This window comes from Domibacillus sp. 8LH (assembly GCF_038806185.1).
Classification (GTDB): Bacteria; Bacillota; Bacilli; order Bacillales; family Domibacillaceae; genus Domibacillus; species Domibacillus indicus_A.
Genome location: NZ_JAVJNG010000019.1, coordinates 48,447 through 72,571 on the forward strand (window position 1 = coordinate 48,447; position 24,125 = coordinate 72,571).

The 24,125-nt window shown below is 40.5% G+C and carries 24 protein-coding genes; 4 read left to right on the top strand and 20 right to left on the bottom strand.

Features of this window, described 5'->3' with window-relative positions; genetic code table 11:
- Window positions 1–174 precede the first annotated feature (174 nt).
- Complete coding sequence (locus RG959_RS17875; protein ID WP_342798281.1) at window positions 175–2,094, top strand: beta-glucoside-specific PTS transporter subunit IIABC; 1,920 nt, start codon at window positions 175–177, stop codon at window positions 2,092–2,094.
- 111 nt (window positions 2,095–2,205) lie between these two features.
- On the opposite strand, the gene RG959_RS17880 is transcribed toward RG959_RS17875, so the two are convergent.
- The 9 genes from RG959_RS17880 to RG959_RS17920 form a co-directional block, all read right to left on the bottom strand.
- On the bottom strand, window positions 2,206–2,859 hold the full coding sequence (locus tag RG959_RS17880) for a GTPase domain-containing protein (RefSeq protein ID WP_342798282.1): 654 nt from the start codon (window positions 2,857–2,859) through the stop codon (window positions 2,206–2,208).
- A gap of 6 nt (window positions 2,860–2,865) precedes the next feature.
- Entirely contained in the window at window positions 2,866–3,894 is a 1,029-nt protein-coding gene (locus RG959_RS17885; protein WP_342798283.1) for a GTPase, read from the bottom strand.
- Window positions 3,895–4,094: 200 nt separating this feature from the next.
- Window positions 4,095–5,465: an NCS2 family permease gene (locus RG959_RS17890; protein WP_342798284.1), complete on the bottom strand. Its 1,371-nt coding sequence runs from the start codon at window positions 5,463–5,465 to the stop codon at window positions 4,095–4,097.
- A gap of 259 nt (window positions 5,466–5,724) precedes the next feature.
- A complete protein-coding gene (locus RG959_RS17895) occupies window positions 5,725–6,276 on the bottom strand; it encodes a hypothetical protein (protein ID WP_342798285.1) in 552 nt (183 codons plus the stop codon).
- 140 nt (window positions 6,277–6,416) lie between these two features.
- Window positions 6,417–6,770 carry a DUF3221 domain-containing protein gene (locus tag RG959_RS17900; RefSeq protein ID WP_342798286.1) on the bottom strand — a complete coding sequence of 118 codons (354 nt, stop codon included), beginning with the start codon at window positions 6,768–6,770 and terminating at the stop codon, window positions 6,417–6,419.
- A 131-nt stretch (window positions 6,771–6,901) separates the two neighbouring features.
- Complete coding sequence (locus RG959_RS17905; RefSeq protein WP_342798287.1) at window positions 6,902–7,549, bottom strand: DUF3221 domain-containing protein; 648 nt, start codon at window positions 7,547–7,549, stop codon at window positions 6,902–6,904.
- 224 nt (window positions 7,550–7,773) lie between these two features.
- A complete protein-coding gene (locus tag RG959_RS17910) occupies window positions 7,774–8,232 on the bottom strand; it encodes a DUF2691 family protein (protein WP_342798288.1) in 459 nt (152 codons plus the stop codon).
- Window positions 8,233–8,299: 67 nt separating this feature from the next.
- Window positions 8,300–8,809 carry a hypothetical protein gene (locus tag RG959_RS17915; RefSeq protein WP_342798289.1) on the bottom strand — a complete coding sequence of 170 codons (510 nt, stop codon included), beginning with the start codon at window positions 8,807–8,809 and terminating at the stop codon, window positions 8,300–8,302.
- Window positions 8,810–9,031: 222 nt separating this feature from the next.
- Entirely contained in the window at window positions 9,032–9,976 is a 945-nt protein-coding gene (locus RG959_RS17920; RefSeq protein WP_342798290.1) for a DMT family transporter, read from the bottom strand.
- A 118-nt stretch (window positions 9,977–10,094) separates the two neighbouring features.
- Between RG959_RS17920 and RG959_RS17925 the strand changes: the two genes are divergently transcribed.
- Window positions 10,095–10,979 (top strand): AraC family transcriptional regulator, encoded by an 885-nt coding sequence (locus RG959_RS17925; protein WP_342798291.1) that lies wholly within the window; start codon window positions 10,095–10,097, stop codon window positions 10,977–10,979.
- Window positions 10,980–11,494: 515 nt separating this feature from the next.
- Window positions 11,495–12,949: an alkaline phosphatase PhoX gene (locus RG959_RS17930; protein ID WP_342798292.1), complete on the top strand. Its 1,455-nt coding sequence runs from the start codon at window positions 11,495–11,497 to the stop codon at window positions 12,947–12,949.
- Window positions 12,950–13,271: 322 nt separating this feature from the next.
- Here the strand turns inward: RG959_RS17930 and RG959_RS17935 are convergent, their stop codons facing one another.
- The 8 genes from RG959_RS17935 to RG959_RS17970 form a co-directional block, all read right to left on the bottom strand.
- Window positions 13,272–13,928 carry an HAD family hydrolase gene (locus tag RG959_RS17935; RefSeq protein WP_342798293.1) on the bottom strand — a complete coding sequence of 219 codons (657 nt, stop codon included), beginning with the start codon at window positions 13,926–13,928 and terminating at the stop codon, window positions 13,272–13,274.
- 66 nt (window positions 13,929–13,994) lie between these two features.
- The gene (locus RG959_RS17940; protein ID WP_342798294.1) at window positions 13,995–14,678 is read right to left on the bottom strand and encodes a transaldolase family protein; all 684 of its coding nucleotides are present in this window, start codon (window positions 14,676–14,678) and stop codon (window positions 13,995–13,997) included.
- A gap of 97 nt (window positions 14,679–14,775) precedes the next feature.
- Window positions 14,776–15,576 (bottom strand): SDR family oxidoreductase, encoded by an 801-nt coding sequence (locus RG959_RS17945; protein WP_342798295.1) that lies wholly within the window; start codon window positions 15,574–15,576, stop codon window positions 14,776–14,778.
- Window positions 15,577–15,718: 142 nt separating this feature from the next.
- Window positions 15,719–16,084, bottom strand: coding sequence for a PTS glucitol/sorbitol transporter subunit IIA (locus RG959_RS17950; protein ID WP_342798296.1), 366 nt, complete (start codon window positions 16,082–16,084; stop codon window positions 15,719–15,721).
- A gap of 52 nt (window positions 16,085–16,136) precedes the next feature.
- Window positions 16,137–17,162 (bottom strand): PTS glucitol/sorbitol transporter subunit IIB, encoded by a 1,026-nt coding sequence (gene srlE, locus RG959_RS17955; protein ID WP_251272208.1) that lies wholly within the window; start codon window positions 17,160–17,162, stop codon window positions 16,137–16,139.
- Window positions 17,163–17,175: 13 nt separating this feature from the next.
- Complete coding sequence (gene srlA / locus RG959_RS17960) at window positions 17,176–17,721, bottom strand: PTS glucitol/sorbitol transporter subunit IIC (RefSeq protein WP_342798297.1); 546 nt, start codon at window positions 17,719–17,721, stop codon at window positions 17,176–17,178.
- A 20-nt stretch (window positions 17,722–17,741) separates the two neighbouring features.
- Window positions 17,742–18,170 carry a transcriptional regulator GutM gene (locus RG959_RS17965; RefSeq protein ID WP_342798298.1) on the bottom strand — a complete coding sequence of 143 codons (429 nt, stop codon included), beginning with the start codon at window positions 18,168–18,170 and terminating at the stop codon, window positions 17,742–17,744.
- A gap of 60 nt (window positions 18,171–18,230) precedes the next feature.
- Entirely contained in the window at window positions 18,231–19,193 is a 963-nt protein-coding gene (locus RG959_RS17970) for a sugar-binding transcriptional regulator (RefSeq protein ID WP_342798299.1), read from the bottom strand.
- Between the two features lie 774 nt (window positions 19,194–19,967).
- Here RG959_RS17970 and RG959_RS17975 point away from each other — a divergent pair.
- The gene (locus tag RG959_RS17975) at window positions 19,968–21,047 is read left to right on the top strand and encodes a sulfate permease (RefSeq protein ID WP_342798300.1); all 1,080 of its coding nucleotides are present in this window, start codon (window positions 19,968–19,970) and stop codon (window positions 21,045–21,047) included.
- A 147-nt stretch (window positions 21,048–21,194) separates the two neighbouring features.
- Here RG959_RS17975 and tagH read toward each other — a convergent pair whose 3' ends face one another.
- The 3 genes from tagH to RG959_RS17990 all read right to left on the bottom strand — a co-directional run bounded on the left by tagH (window position 21,195) and on the right by RG959_RS17990 (window position 24,103).
- The gene (gene tagH / locus RG959_RS17980) at window positions 21,195–21,995 is read right to left on the bottom strand and encodes a teichoic acids export ABC transporter ATP-binding subunit TagH (protein ID WP_315691132.1); all 801 of its coding nucleotides are present in this window, start codon (window positions 21,993–21,995) and stop codon (window positions 21,195–21,197) included.
- 13 nt (window positions 21,996–22,008) lie between these two features.
- Window positions 22,009–22,839, bottom strand: coding sequence for an ABC transporter permease (locus RG959_RS17985; protein ID WP_315691967.1), 831 nt, complete (start codon window positions 22,837–22,839; stop codon window positions 22,009–22,011).
- Between the two features lie 118 nt (window positions 22,840–22,957).
- Window positions 22,958–24,103, bottom strand: a complete 1,146-nt coding sequence (locus tag RG959_RS17990) for a CDP-glycerol glycerophosphotransferase family protein (RefSeq protein ID WP_342798301.1) — start codon at window positions 24,101–24,103, stop codon at window positions 22,958–22,960.
- Between the last annotated feature and the right edge of the window lie 22 nt (window positions 24,104–24,125).

Here is a 24,125-nt window from a genome sequence, read left to right on the forward strand (position 1 = left end):
GAACATTTTTTATTTGGATTGTTACTGGTAAAGCAGGCAAAACCTAAATTACAGCTGGCCTCAGAATTTGCTTCTGTGTGCCGTGTAATTTAGGTTTTTTCATTTTTCAAACAGCAAAAACAGCCGGCTATTTTGGTAGCCGCTTTTTATTCACTCAACTTAGGAGGTACCTGTATGGACCACACAGCGTTAGCCAAAGATATTTTAAAGCTGGTCGGTGGAGAAGAAAATGTGCAGAACGTTGTTCATTGCATGACGAGACTCCGCTTTACCCTCTCTGACAACAGCAAAGCAGATCGTGCTCAGCTCGAAAATTTACCCGGGGTGATGGGAACTAATATCAGCAGCGGGCAATTTCAAATTATCATCGGAAACAATGTTCCTAAAGTTTATCAGGCTCTTGTCCAAAATAGCCATATAAGCACAGAAGGAAACAAAGCAACCGAATCAAAGGAAAAGAAAAACCCTGTAACGGCTGTGTTTGAAGTGATTGCAGGCGTATTTACGCCGATCATCCCAGCCATCGCCGGAGCGGGTATGATTAAAGGTTTTCTGGCCTTGTTCGTTACACTGGGATGGTTAACACCGGAAAGCCAGACGTATGCGATTTTAAATATTATCGGTGACGGCGCTTTTTACTTCCTGCCTATTCTGTTGGCAGTGAGTGCAGCGAGAAAATTTAACACCAATCCCTTTATCGCCGCGTCAGTCGGCGCCGCTATTCTTCATCCGAATTTAGCAGCGTTATTTGCCAGCGGAGAAAAGATTGAATTTATCGGCATTCCTGTAACCGTAGTAGCAACCTATTCGTCTACTGTTATCCCGATTTTATTGGCAATCTGGGCGGCTTCTTACGTAGAAAAATGGATAGACCGTGTTACACATCAATCTTTAAAATTAATTGTTGTACCAACATTAACTCTGTTGATCATTGTTCCTTTTACATTAATTGCGGTTGGTCCGCTTGGAACGGTAATTGGCGATTATTTATCAACAGGCGTTAACTTCTTGTTTAATAATGCAGCCATTGTTTCTTCCATTCTGCTGGGGGCAACATTCTCATTAATTATTATGACGGGTATGCACTATGCTCTTTCACCGATTATTATTAATGGGCTGGCTCAAAACGGATTTGACTACATGATTCCAGCTATGTTTGTCGCTAATATGGGACAGGCAGGTGCGGCCTTGGCTGTTTCCCTGCGTACTAAAAATACAAAGTTCAAATCACTGGCTTTCACGACTGGAATTACCGCTTTAATGGGTATTACAGAACCAGCCATGTACGGAGTCAATATGAAGCTGAAAAGACCTTTTGTCGCAGCTATGATTGGCGGTGCTGCCGGCGGGTTCTACAACGGGCTGACAGGCGCTAAAGCCTTCGTCATCACCGGAAATGCCGGCCTGCCGGGTATTCCAGTTTTAATTGGTCCTACTTTTATTCACGCCTTAATTGGTTTAGTGATTGCCTTTGCGGCTGCCATCATTGCCGGCTACTTCCTCGGATTCAAAGATGTAGAAACGGAACAAAAAGCCCCGTCTGAACCAAAACAGCCGGTAGAGAACAACACCTTATCTGTCCAGCCAGGTGTCACTGCTGAACAGCTGTTCAGTCCTCTTCAAGGGGAAGTGAGAAGTTTGCACACAGTGAATGATGCGACATTTTCACAGGAAATTATGGGGAAAGGCCTCGCCATTTTTCCTCATCAAGGAGAAGTAGTCTCTCCTGTACACGGAACCATTACGACGATTTTCAAAACGAAGCACGCAATTGGCATTACGAGTGACGATGGAGCCGAAATTCTGATTCATGTCGGCTTGGATACGGTTCGACTGGACGGCCAGCACTTTACCGCCCATCTGCACGAAGGCAGCAGAGTTAAACCTGGTGACAAAATTGTTTCCTTTGACGTGGAAGCCATTCAAGCAGCCGGCTATGACCTGGTGACACCGATTATTATTACAAATACAGATCGCTACAAACAAATCGAAGCGGCCGCTCAAGGGACAGTACGTGCCGGAGAACCGCTGCTGATGCTGTCTGCAGAGAGTGCGGAAGAATCTGCACTCCATACTTCACCCGTCCTGTCATAAGCAGCTGTGTATAACCGGTTTTTATAAGGTGAAAGAATAAATAAGCAAAAAGAAAAAGGATAACGGCTTCGTTATCCTTTTTTTATACAAAAAAGCTGAATCGGCTAATGATCACTTTATATAGAGAAAAAACTGAAGCTCTATGATCCCCTCTCCTGAACGGCTGCTCACAAAAAAGAAAGGAATGTTGTATCTCTTCAATTTAAATTTCTCATTAAACTCCTGCTCGAGGTTTTTTCTGTCGTCCTCGGTTAAGTCTTCCGCATACCCTCTAACCAGTACAACAGTAGATGCGCGCTTGCTTTTATCTATAATCAGCCGGAACATGTCTTCATCACTTTGATGAATCTTCCCTTTTATCACAAATACAATCGCATCAACATTCTGGAAAGGAAAATACTCACGGTAGCTTCGAAGCGGATGGGCTTTTGTATCATAACCTGGTGTATCGATAAAGTACATTCCATTATACAGATGATACCATACAGGCTCTCGGCTGCTGCTCCAATCGGTTGTATCCGTTCCCTGGCCAATGTTCGGTTTCGGTTCACACTTTCCATCCGTCAGCTTCAGTAGAAGAGAAGATTTTCCGGCACCCGGCTGGCCAATAAATGCAATCTTCCTGCTCTCCGCTTCTTCCAGCAATGCCGCAAGCTTCAAAAAATTCTCTTCCAGCCTGCTTTTTCTCCAATAAGGAGCAGTATCGTAAATGGAAGAATCATAACCAGTGTTCTTTTTGTCCCGCTTAAATGGATTTTTCACCATAGTCCGTTACTGCAGCTCTTTCTTCAATACCTCAGTCGCCAATTCATGGCAGTCATCCAGGTAATGAATGCCCGCTTTATACGTCATTGCATATCCGGCTGACGCCGCGATAACCTGGCCGACGATCGGAACATATTTAGATGAATTTTTAAGTGCCGTCTTGGTGGCAAAGCGTTTTAACAGAAGAGACAGCCCTTCTTTTGTCGCGTAGTCCAGTACTTTTTTAGCCACTGGAAGCAGTGCGCCTTCTAATAAAGCAAGTTTGGCGTCATTTAATCCATACGCTTTATTAATTTGAGAGAACAGCTTTAACATGACAGAAAGGTCAACGCTGATGTCGACTCCCGGAACTGGGTTAATTCCATTTGCTGCTGCGATCGCTGCATATTTCGTCACCAGCTTTTTGCATTCTTCTCTTTTTTGCTCTAGATGCTCTACCGTATACGCTTTCGCATAACGGATATACTTTTCTTTCTTCGCGGGCTCCAGAGATTCCTGAATAGCGTCCTGCAAAAAATCAAAACCAGTAGAAGTTCGGCAGCTTGTAAAGTATATGTTTTGCTTCGATCCCACCTGCTTTTCTACATCATCGATAATATCTTGCTTCAATTCTTCCAACGTTTTTCCGTCTTCCCACAGCTGATCGCTCATGTTGCGGACAAACAAGCACACTTTCCCGCTTTCCTGCAGCTCTTTAAAAAAGCGCGTATCCGCTTCATGGAATTTTCCGGAGAACACACAGAGGAACAAATCAAATTCCTTTGGATTAAACTGGCTCATCCATTCATTTGGCGGGAACTTGCTTGTCCCATAGCCCGGCAGATCCACCAGCAGCAGGCCTTCATACGGAATAAAATCAGCTTCTGTTGTCACATCAGTAGACGCTCCCGTTTCGGCTACCCGTTCACCGACCAGCTTATTAATAATTGAGGATTTACCTGCTCCCGGCTGGCCAAACAGGGCAATTTTCAGCGGCTCGCTGTTTTCTTCCTCTATTTGTTTTTTAATTTTTTCAATATCATCATAAATCGACATGTCCTTCACCTCATATGTATCGTTAAGCAATATTTTATCATAGATTGCTTGAGCCATTATAAAAGATCAAAATAAAAAGCTTTACGCTAAAGGCACCTTCTTTTCCTACTCAGAAAAAGCCGGGTCTCTAAAACGTAAAGCTTGTCACTAGTATACTACTTCATTCCATTTTAAAATCTAGTTAACTCTGCCTCTTTACCTCATGAATGGCCGATCAGCACAAAATTAATAATAAAGGCGGTACTCACTACATACATCATCCAATGAACTTCTTTCGTTCGGCCTGTCACAAGCTTTAGTACAGCGTAAGAAACAAAGCCGAATGCCAGTCCTTCTGCAATGCTGTACGTTAAAGGCATTAAAATCAGCGTTAAGAAAGCCGGAACAGATTCTGTGAAATCATCAAAGTTGATTTTTTTGATTTCGCTCAGCATCATTGAGCCGATAATAATCAACACAGCTGCTGTTGCCGCATTTGGGATAAAGTGAATAAGCGGTGCCAAAAACAGCGTAAAACCAAATAAAACAGCTGCAGTTACGGCTTTTAATCCCGTTTTCCCGCCTTCTACAATGCCCGTGGCATTTTCAACATACGTATTTAGCGCAGTGCTCCCGAAGACAGCACTGGCCATCGTTCCAATCGAATCTGCCGTTAAAGCGCGGTTTAAGCCGGGTACTTTTCCGTTTTCGTCAGCCAGTCCCGCCTTTTTTGTTAAACCGATCAAAGTCGCCAACGTATCAAACAGCTCCACAATGGTAAAAGAAAAAACAACTGAAAAAAGGCCGTACGCAATTGCCCCTTTTAAATCAAGCTGCAGGAACGTATCCGAAATGCTGGGCGGCGTTAATGAAAAGACGTCACTCCATTTGTGCGGAATCTCTTGAGCTCCCACCAGCATGGCTAAAACCGTTGTAGCGAAAATGCTGATAATCAATGCTCCTTTTATCCGCTTCGCCATTAACACGGCACACAACACGAGCCCGAACAAAGCAAGCAGCGGGCCTGGCTGGGAAAGGTCTCCCAGGGAGACAAATGTGGACTCATTCGCCACAACTAATCCAGCATTTTTAAATCCAACAAAGGCAATAAACAATCCAATACCTGCCGTAATTGCCGCTTTTAAACCTTCTGGAATTGCAATAATAATTTTTTCACGAATACCTGTAACCGTCAGCAGGAAGAAGACAATACCTGAAATAAAAACAGCTCCTAGCGCTGTTTGCCAGGAAAGCCCCTGCCCTAACACAACCGAATAAGTAAAAAAGGCATTGAGTCCCATGCCCGGTCCTAAAACAATTGGAAAGTTTGCCCACAGACCCATGAGGAGTGTGGCAAACATAACCGCATAGATGGTCGCTCCCAGTGCAGCTTCTACCGGCATGCCTGCATCTCCTAAAATAATAGGATTGATCAGGATAATATAGCTGACGGTCATAAATGTCGTCAACCCGGCTAACATTTCTGTTTTTACGCTCGTATTGCGCTCGGACAATTTAAAAAACCTGTCTAAAAACAAATATAGTGAACGCGCAGGAGGCTTTTCCTGTTTTTTCGCGTTTAAGTTACTCATTTTTTTCAGCTCCTTCGTCGTTAGTCAAAAAAAAATAAGCTGCAAAAAATATGCCGACTAAGCATATCTTCTGTAGCTTGGAAATGCCGGTTTTTCTAGCGGAATAATAAAATTGCGGATTTCAATATGGGTCATTATACGGCTGTAAGCTTTATTTAACAAGGGATTAGGAACACTTTATATAATTAAAAAACTAATATGCTGACGTTTGGTTTCGAACAAAAGAAAAGAACCCAACGAGGTCCTTTTGATTATATCTTTATATATTGCGCCATACCGCCGCATATTTCCTTTGATATTTAGGGTCTTCTTCTCTTTCTATTAAGTCGAGAGCTGCTTGTTTGATTTCTTCTCTTTTCACTTCATCATATAAGTGTTTTAAACCATGAATGATATCATATCGAATCAATGTATCATTTTTTTCATCTGTGCAATTTATAAAACGGTCAGTAAAGTGATCCATAATGAGTTTTTGTTGTTCATCTCCCGCTAAGCCCACTCTCCAAATAGACTGTAAACTATGCCTGGCAGTGACAAACTTAGGATCTTTCGTTACTTCCCACAGCTTCGGAAAGTCATTCACTATTCTTTTCTCTGGATCACTTATGGCTAAAGAAGCCAGAAATTGTGCTGCACGTGCTCTTTTATGATGATCACGGCTCGTCAGCTCCTGTAGCAATTGATCCCAAACTTCATATGCCCATTCGACTTCCTTTTCGGTTTCCGTTAATACCTTTTGATAAGCCTCATACTGGATTCCTTTGTTATCTGATTCTAAATCCTGAAAATAACTTTGAACTCGCGCATCCATTTCATCAGCTCCTGTGAAAAACGATAATTTATTTTAACACAGCTTTAAACCCTTCTGTCCCACTCATTTAATTAAAAAAGCCGTTTCCCTGGTTAGAGAATCGACTTTAAAACACTTCTTTCCATTAGGCTTTCGTAAGGCTAATGGGTTTTTATCATAAGCAATGTATCTTTGATTTGTGCTGGTGCAGACTCTAAAGCATATCCGGTCCAATACACCTTTACCTTCTGCCCTTTTTGGAATTCTGTATCAAAAGTTTTATTAATCAAAGGGATATCATAATACGTTCCCTCTGATTGAATACCCTTATCTTCTAAAGCAGCTATAAGATCTTTTTCTGTTTTTCCTTCCACGTCAATATCACTCATTGGAATGACCAAAACCCTGGAACCCTCTGCGGATAAAACATATCCCTCGCTCACTCTTTGATTAAAGATCCATATAATTAAAATAATAGAAAGTAAGGCAGCTGCTCCAACAACTGCTTTTTTCATTTACTCTCCCCCCTTTTGTCTTTTTCCATATTCGCTGCCGTTCATTTATCCGTTTTTATCATTCATCTTTTCTCATAAAGAAAACAAGACATCCTATTAAATGGAGACATAATGTCTTGTTTTCATATAATCTATTCTTCCAGCACTTCAATTTCAACGGCTGTTCCTTGTGCAGGATCAGAAAACATTAAATCAGCATCATGGGTAACTTGTACTTTTTGACCGGTCTTTAATGCAGCTGCTTTAGCTTGATCCATGGATTTTATATCAAATATAATACCGTTCTTTTTATCATCTGGCTTCGAAGTCACCCAGATAGTCGCGGAATCTTCATTTTGAATGTATCCAGTAAACGTAGAGACTTCGTTATTTGGAGTAGTTTCTTCTGATTTCCGTATCACTTCCACCTTTTCCGCTGCCAGTGTGAGAATGGCAGGCTCGTTATGGGGTTTAGAATTATCCCACCAGACCTTCACTTCGTCACCTTTTTTTATTTCATCAAAGATATTTTTTTCAGTTACAAACCAAATGATATTCTCAGGTTCTGTGCTTTTAACAATCTCTTTGTAGCTTGTGTTTAAGGCATCCTTCTGTGTAATACCTTTTACCACTAATATTTTTTCTCTTCCATTATCCTCAGTCTCTTTTGCTGTAGCATAACCTTGAAACTCTTCTAATGATTGTGTATCCGTATCGGTTGAGCCCGCATCTTTTCCACCTGAACAACCTGCCAGTATCGAGAAAACAACCAATATAGTAATAATCCATTTGCTTTTCAAGCTTCAGCCCTCCTTTTTCTAGTGTTAAACCATATAATCCGCAACCCAAAAGGAATATGTTTACAATGGATATGGTAACATTCCATGTAAAAAAGAACCAATTACTTTTCTGGTCCTTTGTTTTTTCGTATTGAATGAATACTGTAACTCGTTTATTTTATCCAGTCTGTTTCCTAGGCTCCATTAAATAATGCTTTTGATTTTAAAGAAAAGGTTTCTCATCATCAAACAGTCAGCCCTGTTCTTGTATCATTTTCATCCGTTATATATTCCACATTTTCAAATCCGCAATCGATAGCATGGTCATGTAATAATTCGAGGCCTTTCTTATTTTTGCAATATATTGTGACATAACTGCAATCAACTACTAACAGAACAAGCTCACACTGGCTTTCTATAAACTCTTCATAAGTATCAATTGTTGAGAATTCACCATTTTGATAGGCCTTTAAATCAGCGAAAATCATGTAATATGTATGGTCTTCTAATAAACGTTTGAGTTCTGCCCCACCAATGGTATCCTTATCTGCTGGAAAAAGCTCTTTCAGCTGTCCATTCTCTACCCTATAGGACTCACCACTGCCAATTTGCCAAGCAAAAACGGTAATATCGATTGGCTTTAGCACGTTTCCAAGCAAGCTTCCATATTCATTTGGGATTTCAAAACTAACACCTCTTCTCATAACCTCACCTCCCTGAAGATTATCGTTTAACTAAGCAGCCAAGTTCGTTAAAGAACGTACAAGCATCTCAAATTATGGTGTATTTGAAATTTGGTCCTTCTTGCCTTTTTTTAATCATTACGTTTTCATCGAGCCCATTACATACGGCGAAATAGCCCTCGTTTAAGTGAAAACCAATACCTGCTAAATGAAAATTCGCTTCGCTTGTTTCACACCTTTCCATTATTTCAATCCCCATCACCTTTTTTCCCACAACGAAATTCCATTCTTCTAATTTGTTCTTTTCCCAATGAAGCTTTAAATCTGATTCATACCAGGAAGGATCTTGGGAAACGAGGATTTGATCAAACGTAACAGCGAATTCGTCCGTTTTATATGCACATAATTCTAATTGATAATCTTCGAAACCAATTATCACGGGGTAGTCATTAAACCATTCATTTTCAGTTTGTTTCCAAACGATCCATACCTCTTGTATATTTTTACCGATAAGCGCTTCAAGTTTCATTCCGTGGTCTTCTATAATATTGGATGGATTGGTATACATTTTGGGGTTGTAGTGTTTAATTCCCAACATAAAGGATTCTCCTTTTACTATTGAATAATGATTTTAGCCTCAGCCCGCTCCACTAGTTTAACAAGAAAATGAATAGTGTTCTTTAATATGCCCTTCCTGGAAGCCGGTTATCGAAAACGCCTTTTATTCAACAGTTTCGGCAAACTACTGCTCAGTGAGAGAATAGGTTGTTCATTATATGGATGTGTTGAATAACATACTTGTATTGTGGTTAGAGTGAAATTATCTAAACCTAAGAAGCTTTTTAATCTTTAACGGCTGGGCAAACTTCGAGGAAGAATCCTTATTCAAAGCCAATAATAAAATCATTCCAATAATACAAACTGCGCCCACCCATTGGAAAACTCCAAAGGGTTCTTTTAGCCAAAAGACTGTCGTTAGGACAGCCGCCAGCGGTTCTATACTGCCAAAAAGGCTTGATTCTTTAGGCGACAGACTTTGTAAACTTTCGATATAAAACCAAAAGGCAATCATTGTACCAAATACAATAACGAAGACTAAATATACATAAGCCTCTAATGTTAAGCTTTTAAAATCCATTTGCCAAGGTGAATGGGTGAAACTTAATGCAAAACCGCCGATAACCATAGCCCAGCCAACAATGACAAGAGAATCGTATTGCTTTAATAAAGGAACAGCATATAACGTGTAAAAGGCAAAGGCGATTCCAGATAAAACACCCCAAATCACTGCAAGTATCGGTACAGATAATTGAGAGATTGAGCCGTTGGTTAATAAAAAAAAGCAGCCTGCTAAAGCAAGCGAGACGGTTATGAAATCCTTTCTTGTGAAAACGGATTGTTTGCGTAAGATGGAATACAGAATAATCATGACAGGTGCTAAATATTGCAATAGCGTTGCGACAGCCGCATTTCCGTGTTTGATGGATGCCATATACGTATACTGAACCGCAAGCATACCCATTAATCCAAAGATCATCAGTGGAACAGCAGTTCTTTTCTTTTTCCATACATCAAGTATCTGAGAAGAGTCTTTCCTAAAAAATTGAACGGCCAGGAGTAAAAAACCTGCTATAAGTAATCGGATCGTTACAAGCCAATTTATATCAATGGCGTATTGATAAAAAAGCTTTTGTGCAACGGTGCCTCCAATACCCCAAAAAGTCGCTCCGGTAATGACGAGAAATAATCCTTTTCTTCTATTCATGTTCGGTTCTCCACCTTCAACTATAAAAATAATATTATAATATTGTCATAATAAGTGAAGAATCCCTTAAATAATACTTAAATTGAATGTAAAAATATAAATATATTGAGGCGGTACTATGCAAATAAAAGATTTTAGAATTGATCAAAATTTAAAGGAATTAACAGAACATCGTACCGTTGTATTGCCGATTGCCTGTTATGAAACCACGATTAGCCAAAATATTAATGGATATATACCTCTTCATTGGCATGATGAAATTCAATTTGTTTTGATTATAAAAGGAGAAGCCATCTTTCAAATAAATGAGGAAAAAGTAGCGGTTCGCGAAGGCAAAGGGATATTTATAAATAGCGGCTGCCTGCACATGGCGGAAGAAAAAGATGCATCTGGTTGTGTTTATATTTGTTTAAATGTTTCTCCGCATTTTGTTTTATCACAAGAACTTTATTCTTCTTATGTAAGCCCTTATATTCATGCGACTAATTTATCTTACTTATACCTAGATACAAAGGAACCTTGGGAGAAAAACATTGTAGATACCATTATAAAAATCAATCAATTGATTCAACAAAAGCCACCATTCTATGAAATCGAAATCACCATACAGCTAACGTTCATTTGGAGAAATTTAATCGCTAATGGCTTCCAACCAGAGTACGAACAAACAGAAATGTTGAAAAATCATCGATTGAAGCAAATGTTAAATTGGATACATCTACATTACGCTGAGAAAATCATGTTGGATGATATTGCAAAAGCTGGTCAATTGAGCCGTTCGGAATGCTGTCGATATTTCAAGCGAATGTTAAACAAAACACCATTAAATTATGTAATAGATTACCGCATTCAAAAAAGCTTACTCTTGCTCCAACAACCAGATGCCAATGTCACAGATGTTGCCTATCAAGCAGGATTCAATAGTACAAGCTATTTTATCGATAAATTCCGGAAGTCTGTCAACATGACACCACTAGCATACAAAAAACTCAAAAACGGATAGCTTTATTAGTGTTATTTTTTGACGAATGGCTATTTTGTGCCCTCCCCTTCTCATGTCTTAAAATACTAACATTAAACGGTTACTTCAGAGAGAATAGGCATTAATATGAGGGGGCTTTCCTAAAACTTTTCGGTCTTTTTCTTATTTAACGAATCTGTTCCTATTAGTTGAATAAGAAAATCAACAATATCTCGACCCCCTTTTTTAAGACAGTTATCGAAAAAGCCTTTTACTTAATAGTTTTAGTCAACTATGAACCTAGAATGTCAACACTAATTCAAAAAGCTTTTTTAATGTAAAAATGAATTACAAGGTTATTACTATGTCAGAAACAGATTCAGAAGAAACTAAACAACCTGAGGCCACTAGAAGTGAAACTAGACTGCTTCATTTCTTTTGTGCATTTCTTAACTGATTTTTTACCCGGCTTTTACAAAACCCGGGTTTCTCCTTAATAATTGCCGTTTAATCTATTACTAGATTTAAAAAATTATTGGTGAGGGGACACGTACTTTATGACTAATCAAACATCTACTAATGACTTGAACAGAAGAAAGTTCTTAAAAGCGGGAGGAATGGGCGCACTTGCTCTTACCCTTGGATCAACTGGAGTATTATCACTCGGTTCAAAAGTATTTGCGGATACAGCTACTAATCCAACCAATAATCCAGCCAGCGGCTTTGGTGGGTATGGCCCTTTAGTTCCGGATCCAAATGGTATTCTTGATCTTCCAGAGGGTTTTCATTACAAAATTATTTCCCAAGAGGGCGGTCAGCTGACAAACGGCGGAAAAATCCCTGGAGCCTTTGATGGAATGGCTGCTTTTGAAGGACCTAATAATACAACTATTCTTGTTCGCAATCATGAATTAGGAACAAGTGCGGACAATCCGGTGGTTGGAATCAACCCTTTTGATCCAGCCGCTAAAGGTGGTACAACAGCTCTTGTTGTTGGTCAAAATCGAGAAGTCATCAAAGAATATGTAAGCTCTTCAGGAACAATTCGAAATTGTGCAGGAGGAGCGACACCTTGGAATACGTGGCTGACTTGTGAAGAAACACGTACCGCGACACACGGATATGTATTCGAAGTGGACCCGCAGCAGCCGGAGAACGAAATGTCCAAAACTCCAATCAAGGATATGGGACGCTTTTCCCACGAAGCCTGCGCAATCGACCCAGCGACAGGATATGTATATTTAACTGAAGATGCTAGCCCAAGTTACTTGTACCGTTTTATTCCAAATGACACGAGCCAAAAACCAGGTGCGTTACAAAAAGGCGGAAAGCTTTATGCAGCAGCAATTGAAGCAGTAACTGACCCAGCAGCAAGCACATTTAAAACAGGACAAACATTTAAAATTGTTTGGAAGGAGCTGGATCCTCATTTATGCCGCGAGGATGCTAAGGCACAAAAATGCATTGAATTCAGCAGACTAGAGGGAGCGTTCTTTCAAGAGGGTGTTTTCTGGTTCGATGACACCTCTGCTGGGGACAAAAAGCTTGGACGCGTTTATCGTTATGTTCCTCACACTAATACATTAGAGCTTTTCTATGAGGGAAATGATGCACGCGAAATGGAATATCCGGATAATATTTGCTGTACTCCTTGGGGCGACCTTTGGTATGCAGAAGATGGTTCTGGACAAGATCGCATTATGGGAATTACCCCAGAAGGCAAAGTTTATCCTTTTGCCGCCAATCGCCTAAGTGGTTCTGAATTATGTGGCCCAACCTTCTCACCAGACGGAAACACACTTTTTGTCAATATTCAAACCCCAGGAAAAACCTTTGCCATTTGGGGACCTTTCCAACGCAGAAACGCTGCGCGCGCAAGAGAAATGTCCTTTGCTGCTCCTGCAAATCTTGCACCACAAGTTTCAGAAAAAGTGGCTAAGGCTGCTGAAGCACAAGGTATGTCCATTCTAGAAGCGGCAGCATTTGAGCGCCATGGAGTAAAGATGATTTAAACTGTTTAACAGGATATCATAAAAAGATGTAAACTAACACTTTGTATAGTTTACATCTTTTCTTTTTACTAATTTCATCTAAAAGTAATTGGCTGGGAGAGTTTCTTAGAACCCCCCAGCCCTCTTTTTATATTTCTGGATTGCCAACGCTAAACCAGACAACTCTTTTAAGAAAATCGGTCCTTTGTTAAAGAAGCGGCGCCCTAGTTATATACTATAAGTAAATATCAATTTAAACACTGTAAAGTCACTGCGTCTAAAACCTTCTTTAAACGAAGGACATTTTTAATGTTTCTTTAGAAGGTTTTGGCTCAACCAATATTTATTTATGAAGAAAGCGAATCAGCTCATCAAGGGGCATTTCTTCCATGGAAGCGAGGCGATGGTCCACTTCACAAAAAGACAAGCCGCTCGTCACCTGATTCGGTATAATCACACAGCGCATCCCCGCTCTTTTTGCAGCAAGAGCCCCATTTGCAGAGTCCTCAAATACAAGGCACTCTTTCGGTTTTAAGCCAAGACACTCCGCTGCCTGTAAATAAAGTGCAGGGTCCGGTTTCACGTTTTCTACATCATCCGCTGTGCGAATGCATTCAAAATGTTCAATGAGACCCAAGTTTCCTAAATGAGTGGAAATCCACTTGGAATCAGAGCTTGACGCCAAACCGATTTTTAAACCAAGCGCTTTTGCAGAAGTCAAATACGCTTCTACGCCAGGTCGTGCCCTCTCAGAAGCGATTCTCTGATCAAATCGTTCTGTTCTCAGCTTTCTGAGTGCTTCATGATCAAGCTGCCTGTTCAGCTGGCCTTCCATGAAAACGAAAGGGTCAAAATCAGATTTGGTCCCGACTAATTCAGCCCATTTACTGAGCGGCAGATCGCACTCGTGCTCCTGAAAAATTTCTTGAAGTACTTCATATTCATGGAGCTCTGTATCCAAAATCAGCCCGTCGAAATCAAAAATAACACCTTTAATCATGTTTTACACCCTTTCTCCTTAGAATCAAATGCATATTTTTTGCCTTTCCTCAAATATGTACCCTTCTTACTGAGTATGGATGACACTATTACATGATTCACCATAAAACAGTTTCCAGTTCTCTACAAACTGTTTGACATTTGATTCAGTAACTGGATGTTCTACTAACGATTTAAGAATCTCTGGGCCCACTGTTAAACCATGGGCGCCCGCTAAACCTACTCCATGCACCTGCTGTGTGTTTTTAAAGCTGGCGGCCAGCACCTGGCAGGACAGCTGATAGCGGTCAAATGACTCGACGATATCTCTTACCACCTGAACCCCGTCACCCGCCAGATTATCAATACGGTTTACATATGGAGCGACAAAGTCAGCTCCAGCTTTTGCCGCTACGAGCGCCTGCATCGGCGTGTAGATAGCCGTGGCAAGCGTCCGTATTCCTTGCTGCTTTAATTGTTTGATTGCTTTGATGCCTTCTGCTGTTACAGGAATTTTTATATAGAGATTCCCGCCGATTTCTTCTTTTAAATAGACAGCTTCTTTCACCATTTCTTCAGCATATTCCTGTAATACTTGAACAAAAAGCATCTTCTCTTTGCTAATGATGGAGCGGATGTCCTTTAGCAGAGGAAGAAAAGGCCTCTTTTCTTTCGTAATAATAGTCGGGTTGGTTGTCACCCCATCAACCGGAAAAAATTCATTGAGTTCTTGGATGCTTTCTATATTTGCTGAATCAATAACGAGTAACATATTTTCACCTCTTTTAACATAAAGAGAGTAACTTTTCAGTTACTCCCATCATACACTGATTTACTTATCTTAGCAGTTAAATGCTTCATGGATAGATTTATCCGCGTGATTTTCCTCCCGAAATATTCACCGTTGTGCCTGTTACATAGCTGGCACGATCCGAAGCCAGGTACGTAACCAGTTCACCAATCTCATCCAGCTTTCCAGGGCGTCCAAGTGGAATGGCTTTACTGTAGTCTGTTCCAAGACCTTCTACTGTTACACCGCGTGTATACGCCAGCGCCTCATTGTAAGCATCTGTTGTTAAGCCTGTTTGCTCGTTAATTCCCGGGGCCACTCCTACGACACGAATGTTAAATTTACCCAGCTCTTTCGCCCAGGAACGGGTAAAGCCATTGACAGCTCCTTTTGTAGCTGAATAAGCACTTTGTCCAGCTGAGCCTTCCATTCCTGCTTCTGAAGAAATATTAATAATAACGCCTTTATTATTCTTCACCATGACTCTTGCGGCTGCCTGCGCACACAGATAAGGACCTTTTTGGTTGATAGCAACCATAAAATCAAAATCTTTTTCATTTAACTCGTATTGTACCTTTTCTCCTCTGGCATCTACCAACAAGCGAGGCAGGTTGACGCCTGCATTATTGACCAAAATATCAACGGTTCCAAACAATTCCGTTGCTTTTGCCACCATACTTTCAACGCTTTCTTTATTCGTTACATCACACTGAATGTGATAAGTGCCATCTGCCTGCTCACCTGTCGTTACATTAATATCAGAGACAATGACCTTCGCGCCGTTGTTCACTAAATTTTCTGTAATTTTCGCGCCAATCCCTGAAGCACCTCCTGTCACAACTGCTACTTTGTTTTCTAATTCAAGCCATGAATTACTCATTTTATTTCCTCCTCTTTCTTTATAAACAGACACGTGTTTGTGATTTTTTATATTTTTTATCGTTAAACTTTTTAGAAGATTTTTGCTGGGCATCGCCAGGAAAACCCTCATTTTGTGTTTATCTATTAACCATTTAAATAAATTATTTTTTTACAATTTGAATGGTTGTTCCTGCTGCAGGTACTTGGATATCTGATTCCTCAAGGTGCAATGTCCCTGGCAGATCCGCTGTTTCAGCGCCGTCAAATTTCAGTGTAATATGCCCAAGAGAACCTAAATTCTTTTTCACTACATCTCCTACAGCTGTAATGGTGTATGGCTGGCCACCCATTACGAAAGTATCTCCCTTTTCGATTTCACCGTTAATATCATTTACATCAATTAACAGGCAATAATCCGCTAATTCACTTGGCGCATTTGCTCCAAATAAAATGAACATTTTTTCTCCAAGAAAAGCCGCTACATCAGAGCCTAATCTGTTAATTTGAGTTTCATAAATTGTTTGCATATAATACGCCTCCGTTTTTGATTATCTATGATGTTATAAAGATTCTACTTTTTTATTCATATAATCCAAAGCTTGCAAGCCAGGCAATAAATACGGTTGGAGCTCCGGTTAAGAAACGTCCATACAAGACAGATGGCACACCGACTTCAACCGTTTCCGTTTCTGCTTCTGCTAATCCTAATCCAACTGGCACAAAGTCAGCTGCAGCCTGGGAGTTGATCGCGAAAAGAGCCGGCAGTGCAAGATGCGGCGGAATGTTCCCTTTTCCAATTTCCACGCCGATTAAAGTTCCAATTACCTGCGAAATAACAGCTCCTGGCCCTAAGAAAGGGGACAGCAATGGGAATGAGCAGATGAGTGATATTAATAGAAGACCAGGTAAAGAACCAGCATATGGTGATAAGTAGTTGGCAAACAAGTCACCAACGCCAGATGCCTTAATCACACCAATCAACATAGCGACAAATGCCATAAACGGTAAAATCGTTTTAATGATCGTATCGATCGTGTCACGGCCGGCTTGATAAAAGACGTTGACAATGGAACCCATCGCCATACCAACCCTGGCTATAAAGCCTTTAGGCTTTTGTTGTTCACTAATTTTCTTATCTGCGCTATACTTAGGTTTAGAAACATTTTTTTCAATTTGTCCGTTAGCAGAACTACTTTCCGATACAGAAGGTGTTGCAGCACCATCATGTAATTGAATGTTTTGCGGTTTTACACCCGAAACATAGATATCTTCGGTAATGTGTTTTGCTAACGGGCCGCTTTGTCCAGTTGGCATAATATTAATCGTCATAATTCTCTTTTGCGGGTACAGTCCGCAGCGGAGTGTTCCTCCACAGTCAATGATGACGCATGCCATTTCATTTTCAGGTACACTTGTTTTAAAGCCATCTACTAACTCACACCCTGTCAGTTCAGCAATTCGATCCGCTATATCCGGCTTTGTTCCGCCTGTTACGTATACCACTTTATTTTTTTCCTCTGTTGGTGTGATTATTAAAGGACCGCCAAATCCGCCTGGTCCTGCCTCAACAATAACTGAATTATACTTCGTTGCTGTTTGAGCCATTGTTTTTCCCTCCTTACAGGTCTACTGTTTCTTTCAGTTTTACACCCTGCTGTTTCGCCACGAAATGAGTAGTCAGGTCCGTTACCCAGCCTCTTAAAAAGTTTGTAAAGATCCCGACTAAGAAATAGCGAAGTGCCAGTTCCGTTGTTTCAAACCCCAGTGTTGTAATTCCAGCAGCAATCCCTAAGAATACAAATAGTTCACCTGGATTCACATGTGGGAAAAGTCCATTGTGCGTGTGGCAGGAGTAGGAAGCTGCTGCGTAATAGCTGGGCTTATACTTTTCTGGCAAAAACCTTCCTAATGACAATGTCATTGGATTGGCAAGCATGAATGTCCCGACAACAGGGAGAACAAAATAGCGGGTAAACGGATTTTTTCCTGACTTTCTTGCTACTCGCTCTACTTTTTCTTCTCCAATCAACCGAATAAGCGCATTCATTGCCACTAAAAGCATAATTAGAAGGGGGACAATCCCCGTGACTAAATCCACAAAGGTTTCAGCGCCTGCTCTAAATAAATTCATAAACCCGTCAGCTGCATTTACAAGCCAATTCATATGTTTCACCTCATACTTATTTATTTGTTTTTTCTAGATAAAAGTAAATCAATCCAGCTCTTTTTAACCTTTAACTCACCTCCTTTAGAGATAATGTGATAGCTATGTAACGCATCCTCGATGGCTAATCGAGTCAGCTTGTTTACAGAATGGAAATCCTTTTCATTTAAATGCAGAAGATTTTTCCCTTCAAACCCTTTTAATGTCTTCACTCTGGAAAGAACCGTTACCCCCTGCATTTTAGCCGCCTGTAAAATGTTGTTGCGCCGGTCAATGGCGAACATGACAACCGTACCAGCTTGAAACAATCCTGTTTTTTTGCCAATGGCTACTCTGCCAAGCTGCCGCATTTCTGCATATTTCCTATTGAAATGCTTGATTTGCAGAAAGCCAAAAAAGCTTTGCGTAAGCCAGGACAAGCCGATTAACACAATCACATACCATAACATAGCCAAGCCTCCTTTCTTGATGGCAAAATGCTTTTGCTGAACCATACCGTTAAAGCAGAATTATTTTTCCTGTTCTATTAATCGAAGCATTTCCTGAGCTGTTTCTTCAGTCGTAACAAGGGTATTAATAAATTCTCCTCTTAAACCACCGATAATAGAGGGCGCTTTTTCAATCGATTCTGCTACGGCAATAGAATAAGGAATAGTACGAAGTTTCTCGATCTCAATAGCGATGGTCCGTTCCGATAAATCAGATCGAATGAGCGTTCCTTTTATATCATAAAATCGGGAACAAATATCCCCAATTGCCCCTTGGCGGTTCAACTCTTCTATCTCCTGATCGCCACAAAATCCAGCCCATACAAGGTTAGAAGATTGGTTCGGGTTCCCTATTCCTACAACTGCAACGGTAAGGTTATCCCATAATTCTGTTATTTTGCTGAAGTAGTTCGATTGAACAATATCGTCTTTTGTTTCTTTTCTTTCTACTACTGCTGCTGCGTCGATAAAGTAAGCTGTTCCATCAAAATCTTCTGCAATATTGTACACAATCGTGTTAACATGATATTTCGTATCCATAGGTCCGGGACCGCCGACCAGCGGAACAAAATGGGCATCTTTTTTGTCAACATGATGAAATTCACCGATCATGCTGGACATAGTGGTTCCCCAGGCAAAGCCGACTACGTCATCGTCCTTAATAATTCTCTTGAGAAGATCAGCACCAGCCGCTGCGACCGCTTTCTTTTTATCTGCTGCTGTTTGATCTTTTTTTACAGGCAGAATTATAACTTCCCGCAAATTAAATATTTTGGCAATGCGCTGCTCTAAATCAAAGGTTTCATCAATATCAGTTTTAATTGTAATATTCACAATTCCTTCTTCCCTGGCTTTTTTAAGCCAGCGGCTGATTGATGTGCGGTAAATTCCCAGTTCTTTTGATATGGTACTTTGTGTCATATCTTCTTCGTAATACATTTGAGCAATTCTCACCATCAGCTTTTTTTCTTCTCTGCTATCCATCTTCTTTACCTGCCTTTGAAGGTATGAATTCGCACACATGTGCAGTCTTTTTTTAAAATCAATCATTTGTGCTTTTCTTGGGTTGAGTATACGCTTTCAAAAATGCGCTGTCAACAACATTTTAACTTTTGTGCTGTTTTTTATTTTTTCATGTCATTTGTGCAATATAAGTTTCCCATTGCTCTTTTTGTTTAACCCTTCTTTAACATCCTGCTCTGCTTTCAACTGCCAGAAAAAAATCGGGCTCTTAAAAGAGTCCGACCCTGCCTGCTGATAAACGCCTTCCCTTCCACACTGCAACCTTTTCTTTACTGTGTTCGAGGTAACCTGTATTCCACTGAAATAGCCTGTTTCCAATATATCTCTGGCTTTACCTTCTAGGCCGCGGATTACAAGTGTTCAGACACACTCAATATCAATGAGGATCCATACATGCCTTTTACTTGGCACCTGAAGGGCTTTGACCTCCCACCTTCTTTACCCGTTAACGGATTGCTTCTGATTAACTAAAAGGCTGAGCGGCTAAATAACAGATAGAAAGGTCACAATGAAAAGCAGGAATCCTGAACATTCAGCCGTCTTTTTTAGCATGAGGAAAAATAATCTTTGTGTTTTTTTAAAATACATTTATAATTAGGGTTACAAACTCACAATTCCAATTCGTTAACTAGGATTTGGATGTGAAATTCAATAGAGACACATCTGTTACATTGATCTGAAAAAACTGAATGTTCTTGTTTAAACTAACTTCGTCGCAAGAGAAAGGAAAAAAATATGTTATTAACGTACACAGCTATTGGAATTGCTTTATTTTTTGCTATGAACATTGGCGCCAGCGGAACAGCCGCTTCCATGGGAGCGGCTTATGGCGCGAATGCCATCAAAAAGCGAGGCGCTTTAATTTTAGTTTCCATTGCCGCTTTTTTAGGTGCCGTTTTGGGCGGCGGAGAAGTAGCAAAAACGATTGGAAAAGGAATCATCCCTTCTGATCTGTTGACGGTTAAAATCGTTATTATTATTCTTTTGGGCGCAACTCTTACTTTATTTATCTCCAATCTTCTAGGAATTCCGCTGTCGACTAGTGAGGTAACGGTTGGAGCGGTAGTAGGCGTCGGTCTTGCTTACCACCGGTTATTTACGGATCAGCTTTTGGTGATTTTATTGTTTTGGGTGATCGTTCCTATTGCGTCTTTCATCATTACTTTTGTTGCTGGAAAATTGATTTCCCGGGCGGAAAAACGCTGGCCTCAATTAAAAGGACAGGGTAAATGGGCAAAAGGGCTTACTATTCTATTAATACTTGGCGGCTGCTGGGAAGCATTTTCTGCCGGAATGAACAACGTGGCCAATGCAGTCGGCCCTCTTATTGGCGCAGGTATTATACCCTCTAATAGCGGCCTCTGGCTCGGCGCTTTATTTGTTTCAATCGGGGCCCTGGTGCTGGGCAGCAAGGTGCTGGAAACCAATGCAAAGAAAATTACCAAATTGTCTTTATTAGAAGGAAGCGCCATTTCATTTACAGGTGGTACGCTTGTGGTAGTGGCCTCTGTATTTGGACTGCCTATCCCCCTTACGCAAGTGACTACTTGCGGAATTCTTGGGGTAGGGGCAGCTCAAGGCGGTTTTGGCATTTTTCAAAAAGGGATTATTAAACGGATTCTGCTGATATGGATCATCTCTCCCCTGTTTTCTATTGTCGTTTCGTATTTCCTAATCAACCTGCTTGTAGATATGGACATTTACAATTTGATCGTGATGTTAAGTGTCTTTATTGCTACGGTTGGTTCCATTAAATTAGCACAACATGTGCGAGAGGAACAACGCTCTATTTATAACGAGGGTGAAGGAATTTAAGGTTTTCTCAGGTTAGCCGGCTTATCACAAGCTGGCTAACCTTTTTTAGTATCCTCTTCCTTCTTTGGCTGCATGTAAATATTCCAGCTGTATATCCAATACTTCCTTCTTTTAAAAATTATCTATAATCCTTATTCATACCTTCGGTCAACTTGCGCCCAGACCGCTTTGCTTTTTCATCGCTTCTTCCCGGAACTTTTTCTGCTCTTCAGGCGACAGCGCTTTATGCTGTTTTAAAAAGGCCTCATACGCTGGGATCACTTCTTTTACCGGTCCAAAGTCTTTTATTTCTCCATACTCCAGCCAGAGAGCTTTATCGCAAAACTCTTTAATCTGCCCCATTGAATGGCTGACAAAGAACATTGTTTTTCCTTTTTCTTTAAACTCAAACATTTTATTTTTTGATTTCTGTCCAAATACCTGGTCTCCTACTGAAAGAGCTTCATCCACGATAAGAATATCCGGGTTTACCGTGACAGAAATCGCAAAGCCAAGACGGGATCTCATCCCGCTCGAGTATTTTTTAACAGGCTGATCAATAAACTTGCCGATATCAGTAAACTCAATGATTTCTGCTTCCATCTCCCGTATTTCTTTTTTCTTGAAACCGAGCATTAAACATTTTAGTTCAATGTTTTCGCGGCCCGTTAATTGATTGTTCAGCCCCGATGAGATGGCGATGATCGAAGCCTGTCCCACTGTTGTAACCGTACCGGATGTAGGCGGTATCACACCGCCTAATATATTTGACAGAGTAGACTTTCCTGAACCATTTACACCGACCAGCCCAATAACATCTCCTTGCTTCGCCGTAAATGAAATGTTTTGCAAAGCATAAAAATCTTCCCCATAGCCCCCCGGCAGGATCACATCTAAAATCTTTTCTTTCGGGGACTTGTGCATTTTATATTTTTTGTAAACGTTTTGAACGACAACGGTTTCTTTCATCACTGCCTCCAGCTTATAAGAAATCAACAAAGCGATTTCTGAATTTCAAATGTAAAGCAGACCCAATCAAAAGCATCACTAATATTAAAGACCAAAAATAAAGCGTGTAAGGCGCATATTCCGTCATATACCATGTCGTCCCCAACAGAGATGCCCTATACCCTTCCACCAGATAATAAAGAGGATTCAGCTTTAATAAAAACGTTATGTCCACTCCTTTCAGCACAAGCTGGTCGGTATGCCAAATAAGCGGCGTAATGTACAATACCATTCTTAAAATAGACTGAACAATCTGCTGTACATCACGAATGATCGTCGAAAGTGTTGATGTAATAAGCGCAAGAGCTAACAAGAAAATTAAGGTGGCAAGCATAAAATAAGGCAGCTGTATATAATAAACAGACAGCTTAAAATCTGTAAACTGTAATACAATGATGACAATGGCCACTAGCATTAAATGAGTATAAAAATTCGCCATAATGACAAAGGAAGGAATAGCACTCATCGGAAAGCTCATTTTCGAGATCAGCTGCAACCTTGAATAAATCGATTTGGAGGACTTTGAGATAGCCGGATTCACAAAAAACCACACAATCATTCCTGTTACCATCCAAATAAAAAAAGGTACGTGAATACCATTTTCCATGGTTATCTGCTGGCCTCCCCGGACCCCAACGCCAAATACCAGCCAGTAAATGGCCAGTTGAATCACTGGATTTAAGATTTCCCAGAGCCGGCCCAAATAATTATTGGTATGAGCGCTTTTCAGTTCAAAAGCGGAAAGTCTCAGAATAAGATAAAAAGAATGAATTTGCTCCCTTACAATGGTAATCAGTGACTTTATCATAAAAGGTGATCCTTCCCTTAAACGCATAATAACTTTGTTACCATCATTGCCTAAAAACCCATATTATAAAAATAATCACGCAATGCTATAACGCTTCTTTTAACAGAAGGCAGCATTAACGCGTTTTTTTCTTTTGGGACAAGCTTTTTTCAGGAAATAAGTATCGTACGACGTTACGGCTGGATTGTCCTTTGGAATATGCATTCCATTTTTCCGCGTAGCTGCGAATCGCTTGAAGATCAAAATGATTCGCTTGAATGGAGTGAACAATAGAATCTGTATCCCTCACCATAGGTCCCGGAAGGTCTCTTTCAAACCCTTCTGGCACTCCCCGGGTCTGTTTATACTCTTCTAAATCATATGTAAAAAAAATCATGGGCTTTTGCAGAAGTGAAAATTCAACGGGGATTGATGAATAATCGGTAATTAAATAATCCGCCACAGCAAGCAGCTCATTAATTTCATATTGATCCGAAGAAACATTTACTACAAAGTCCGGATATTTCTCCCCAAAAGTAGTGGTTTGCTGAATGGCCGGATGCAGCCGTAGAAACAATAGATAGTCTTCTCCGAGCTGTTCAGCCATTTTTCCAATATCCAGCTCAAGCTCAAAATGCTCTAATGCTTGATCCCGGTATGTAGGAACGTACAAAATCACTTGTTTGTGCTCAATGGCTGGATATTGACCAGCTATTTTATGCTTCGCTTTTTGGAGCGCTCTTTTATCAAAAAAGAAATCGGTCCGCGGGACACCCGACGGTAAAATCTGTTTCTTTTGAAGGTGAAAGGATTTGATAAAAATATCAGCCATCTGATCTGAACCAGTCACTACCTTATGAAATTGGCTGTACACCTTTAAGAAACGTTTTTTGGCCCTTTCGCTTCTTTGTTTGACCGATCCATCCTGGAGTCCAAACTTCTTTAATGCACCTGAAGCGTGCCATAATTGTATGCATTCTACACTCTTTTTAAAGTGAACGGCAGCTAGAAATCCATAATAATTATCCACCAGAACACGACGAGATGTAGCTAAATGGTATATAGAGCGGAGCACATAAAATGGATTGGTTTCAAACACAACCAAATCAATGTCAGGACAGTCTTTGAAGAGATGAAGCTTGTTTCTTTTACAAAGAACGGCCACTCTCACAGAAATATGCTGCTGCCGTATTTCATCCAGTACATACCGGCTGTTATCGCCAAAACTGACAACAAAGGTTATTTTGTTTTGAAGCGGCAGAAAAGAAAAAAAGAAAAACATCCACTTAAAAGAAAATAGAAAA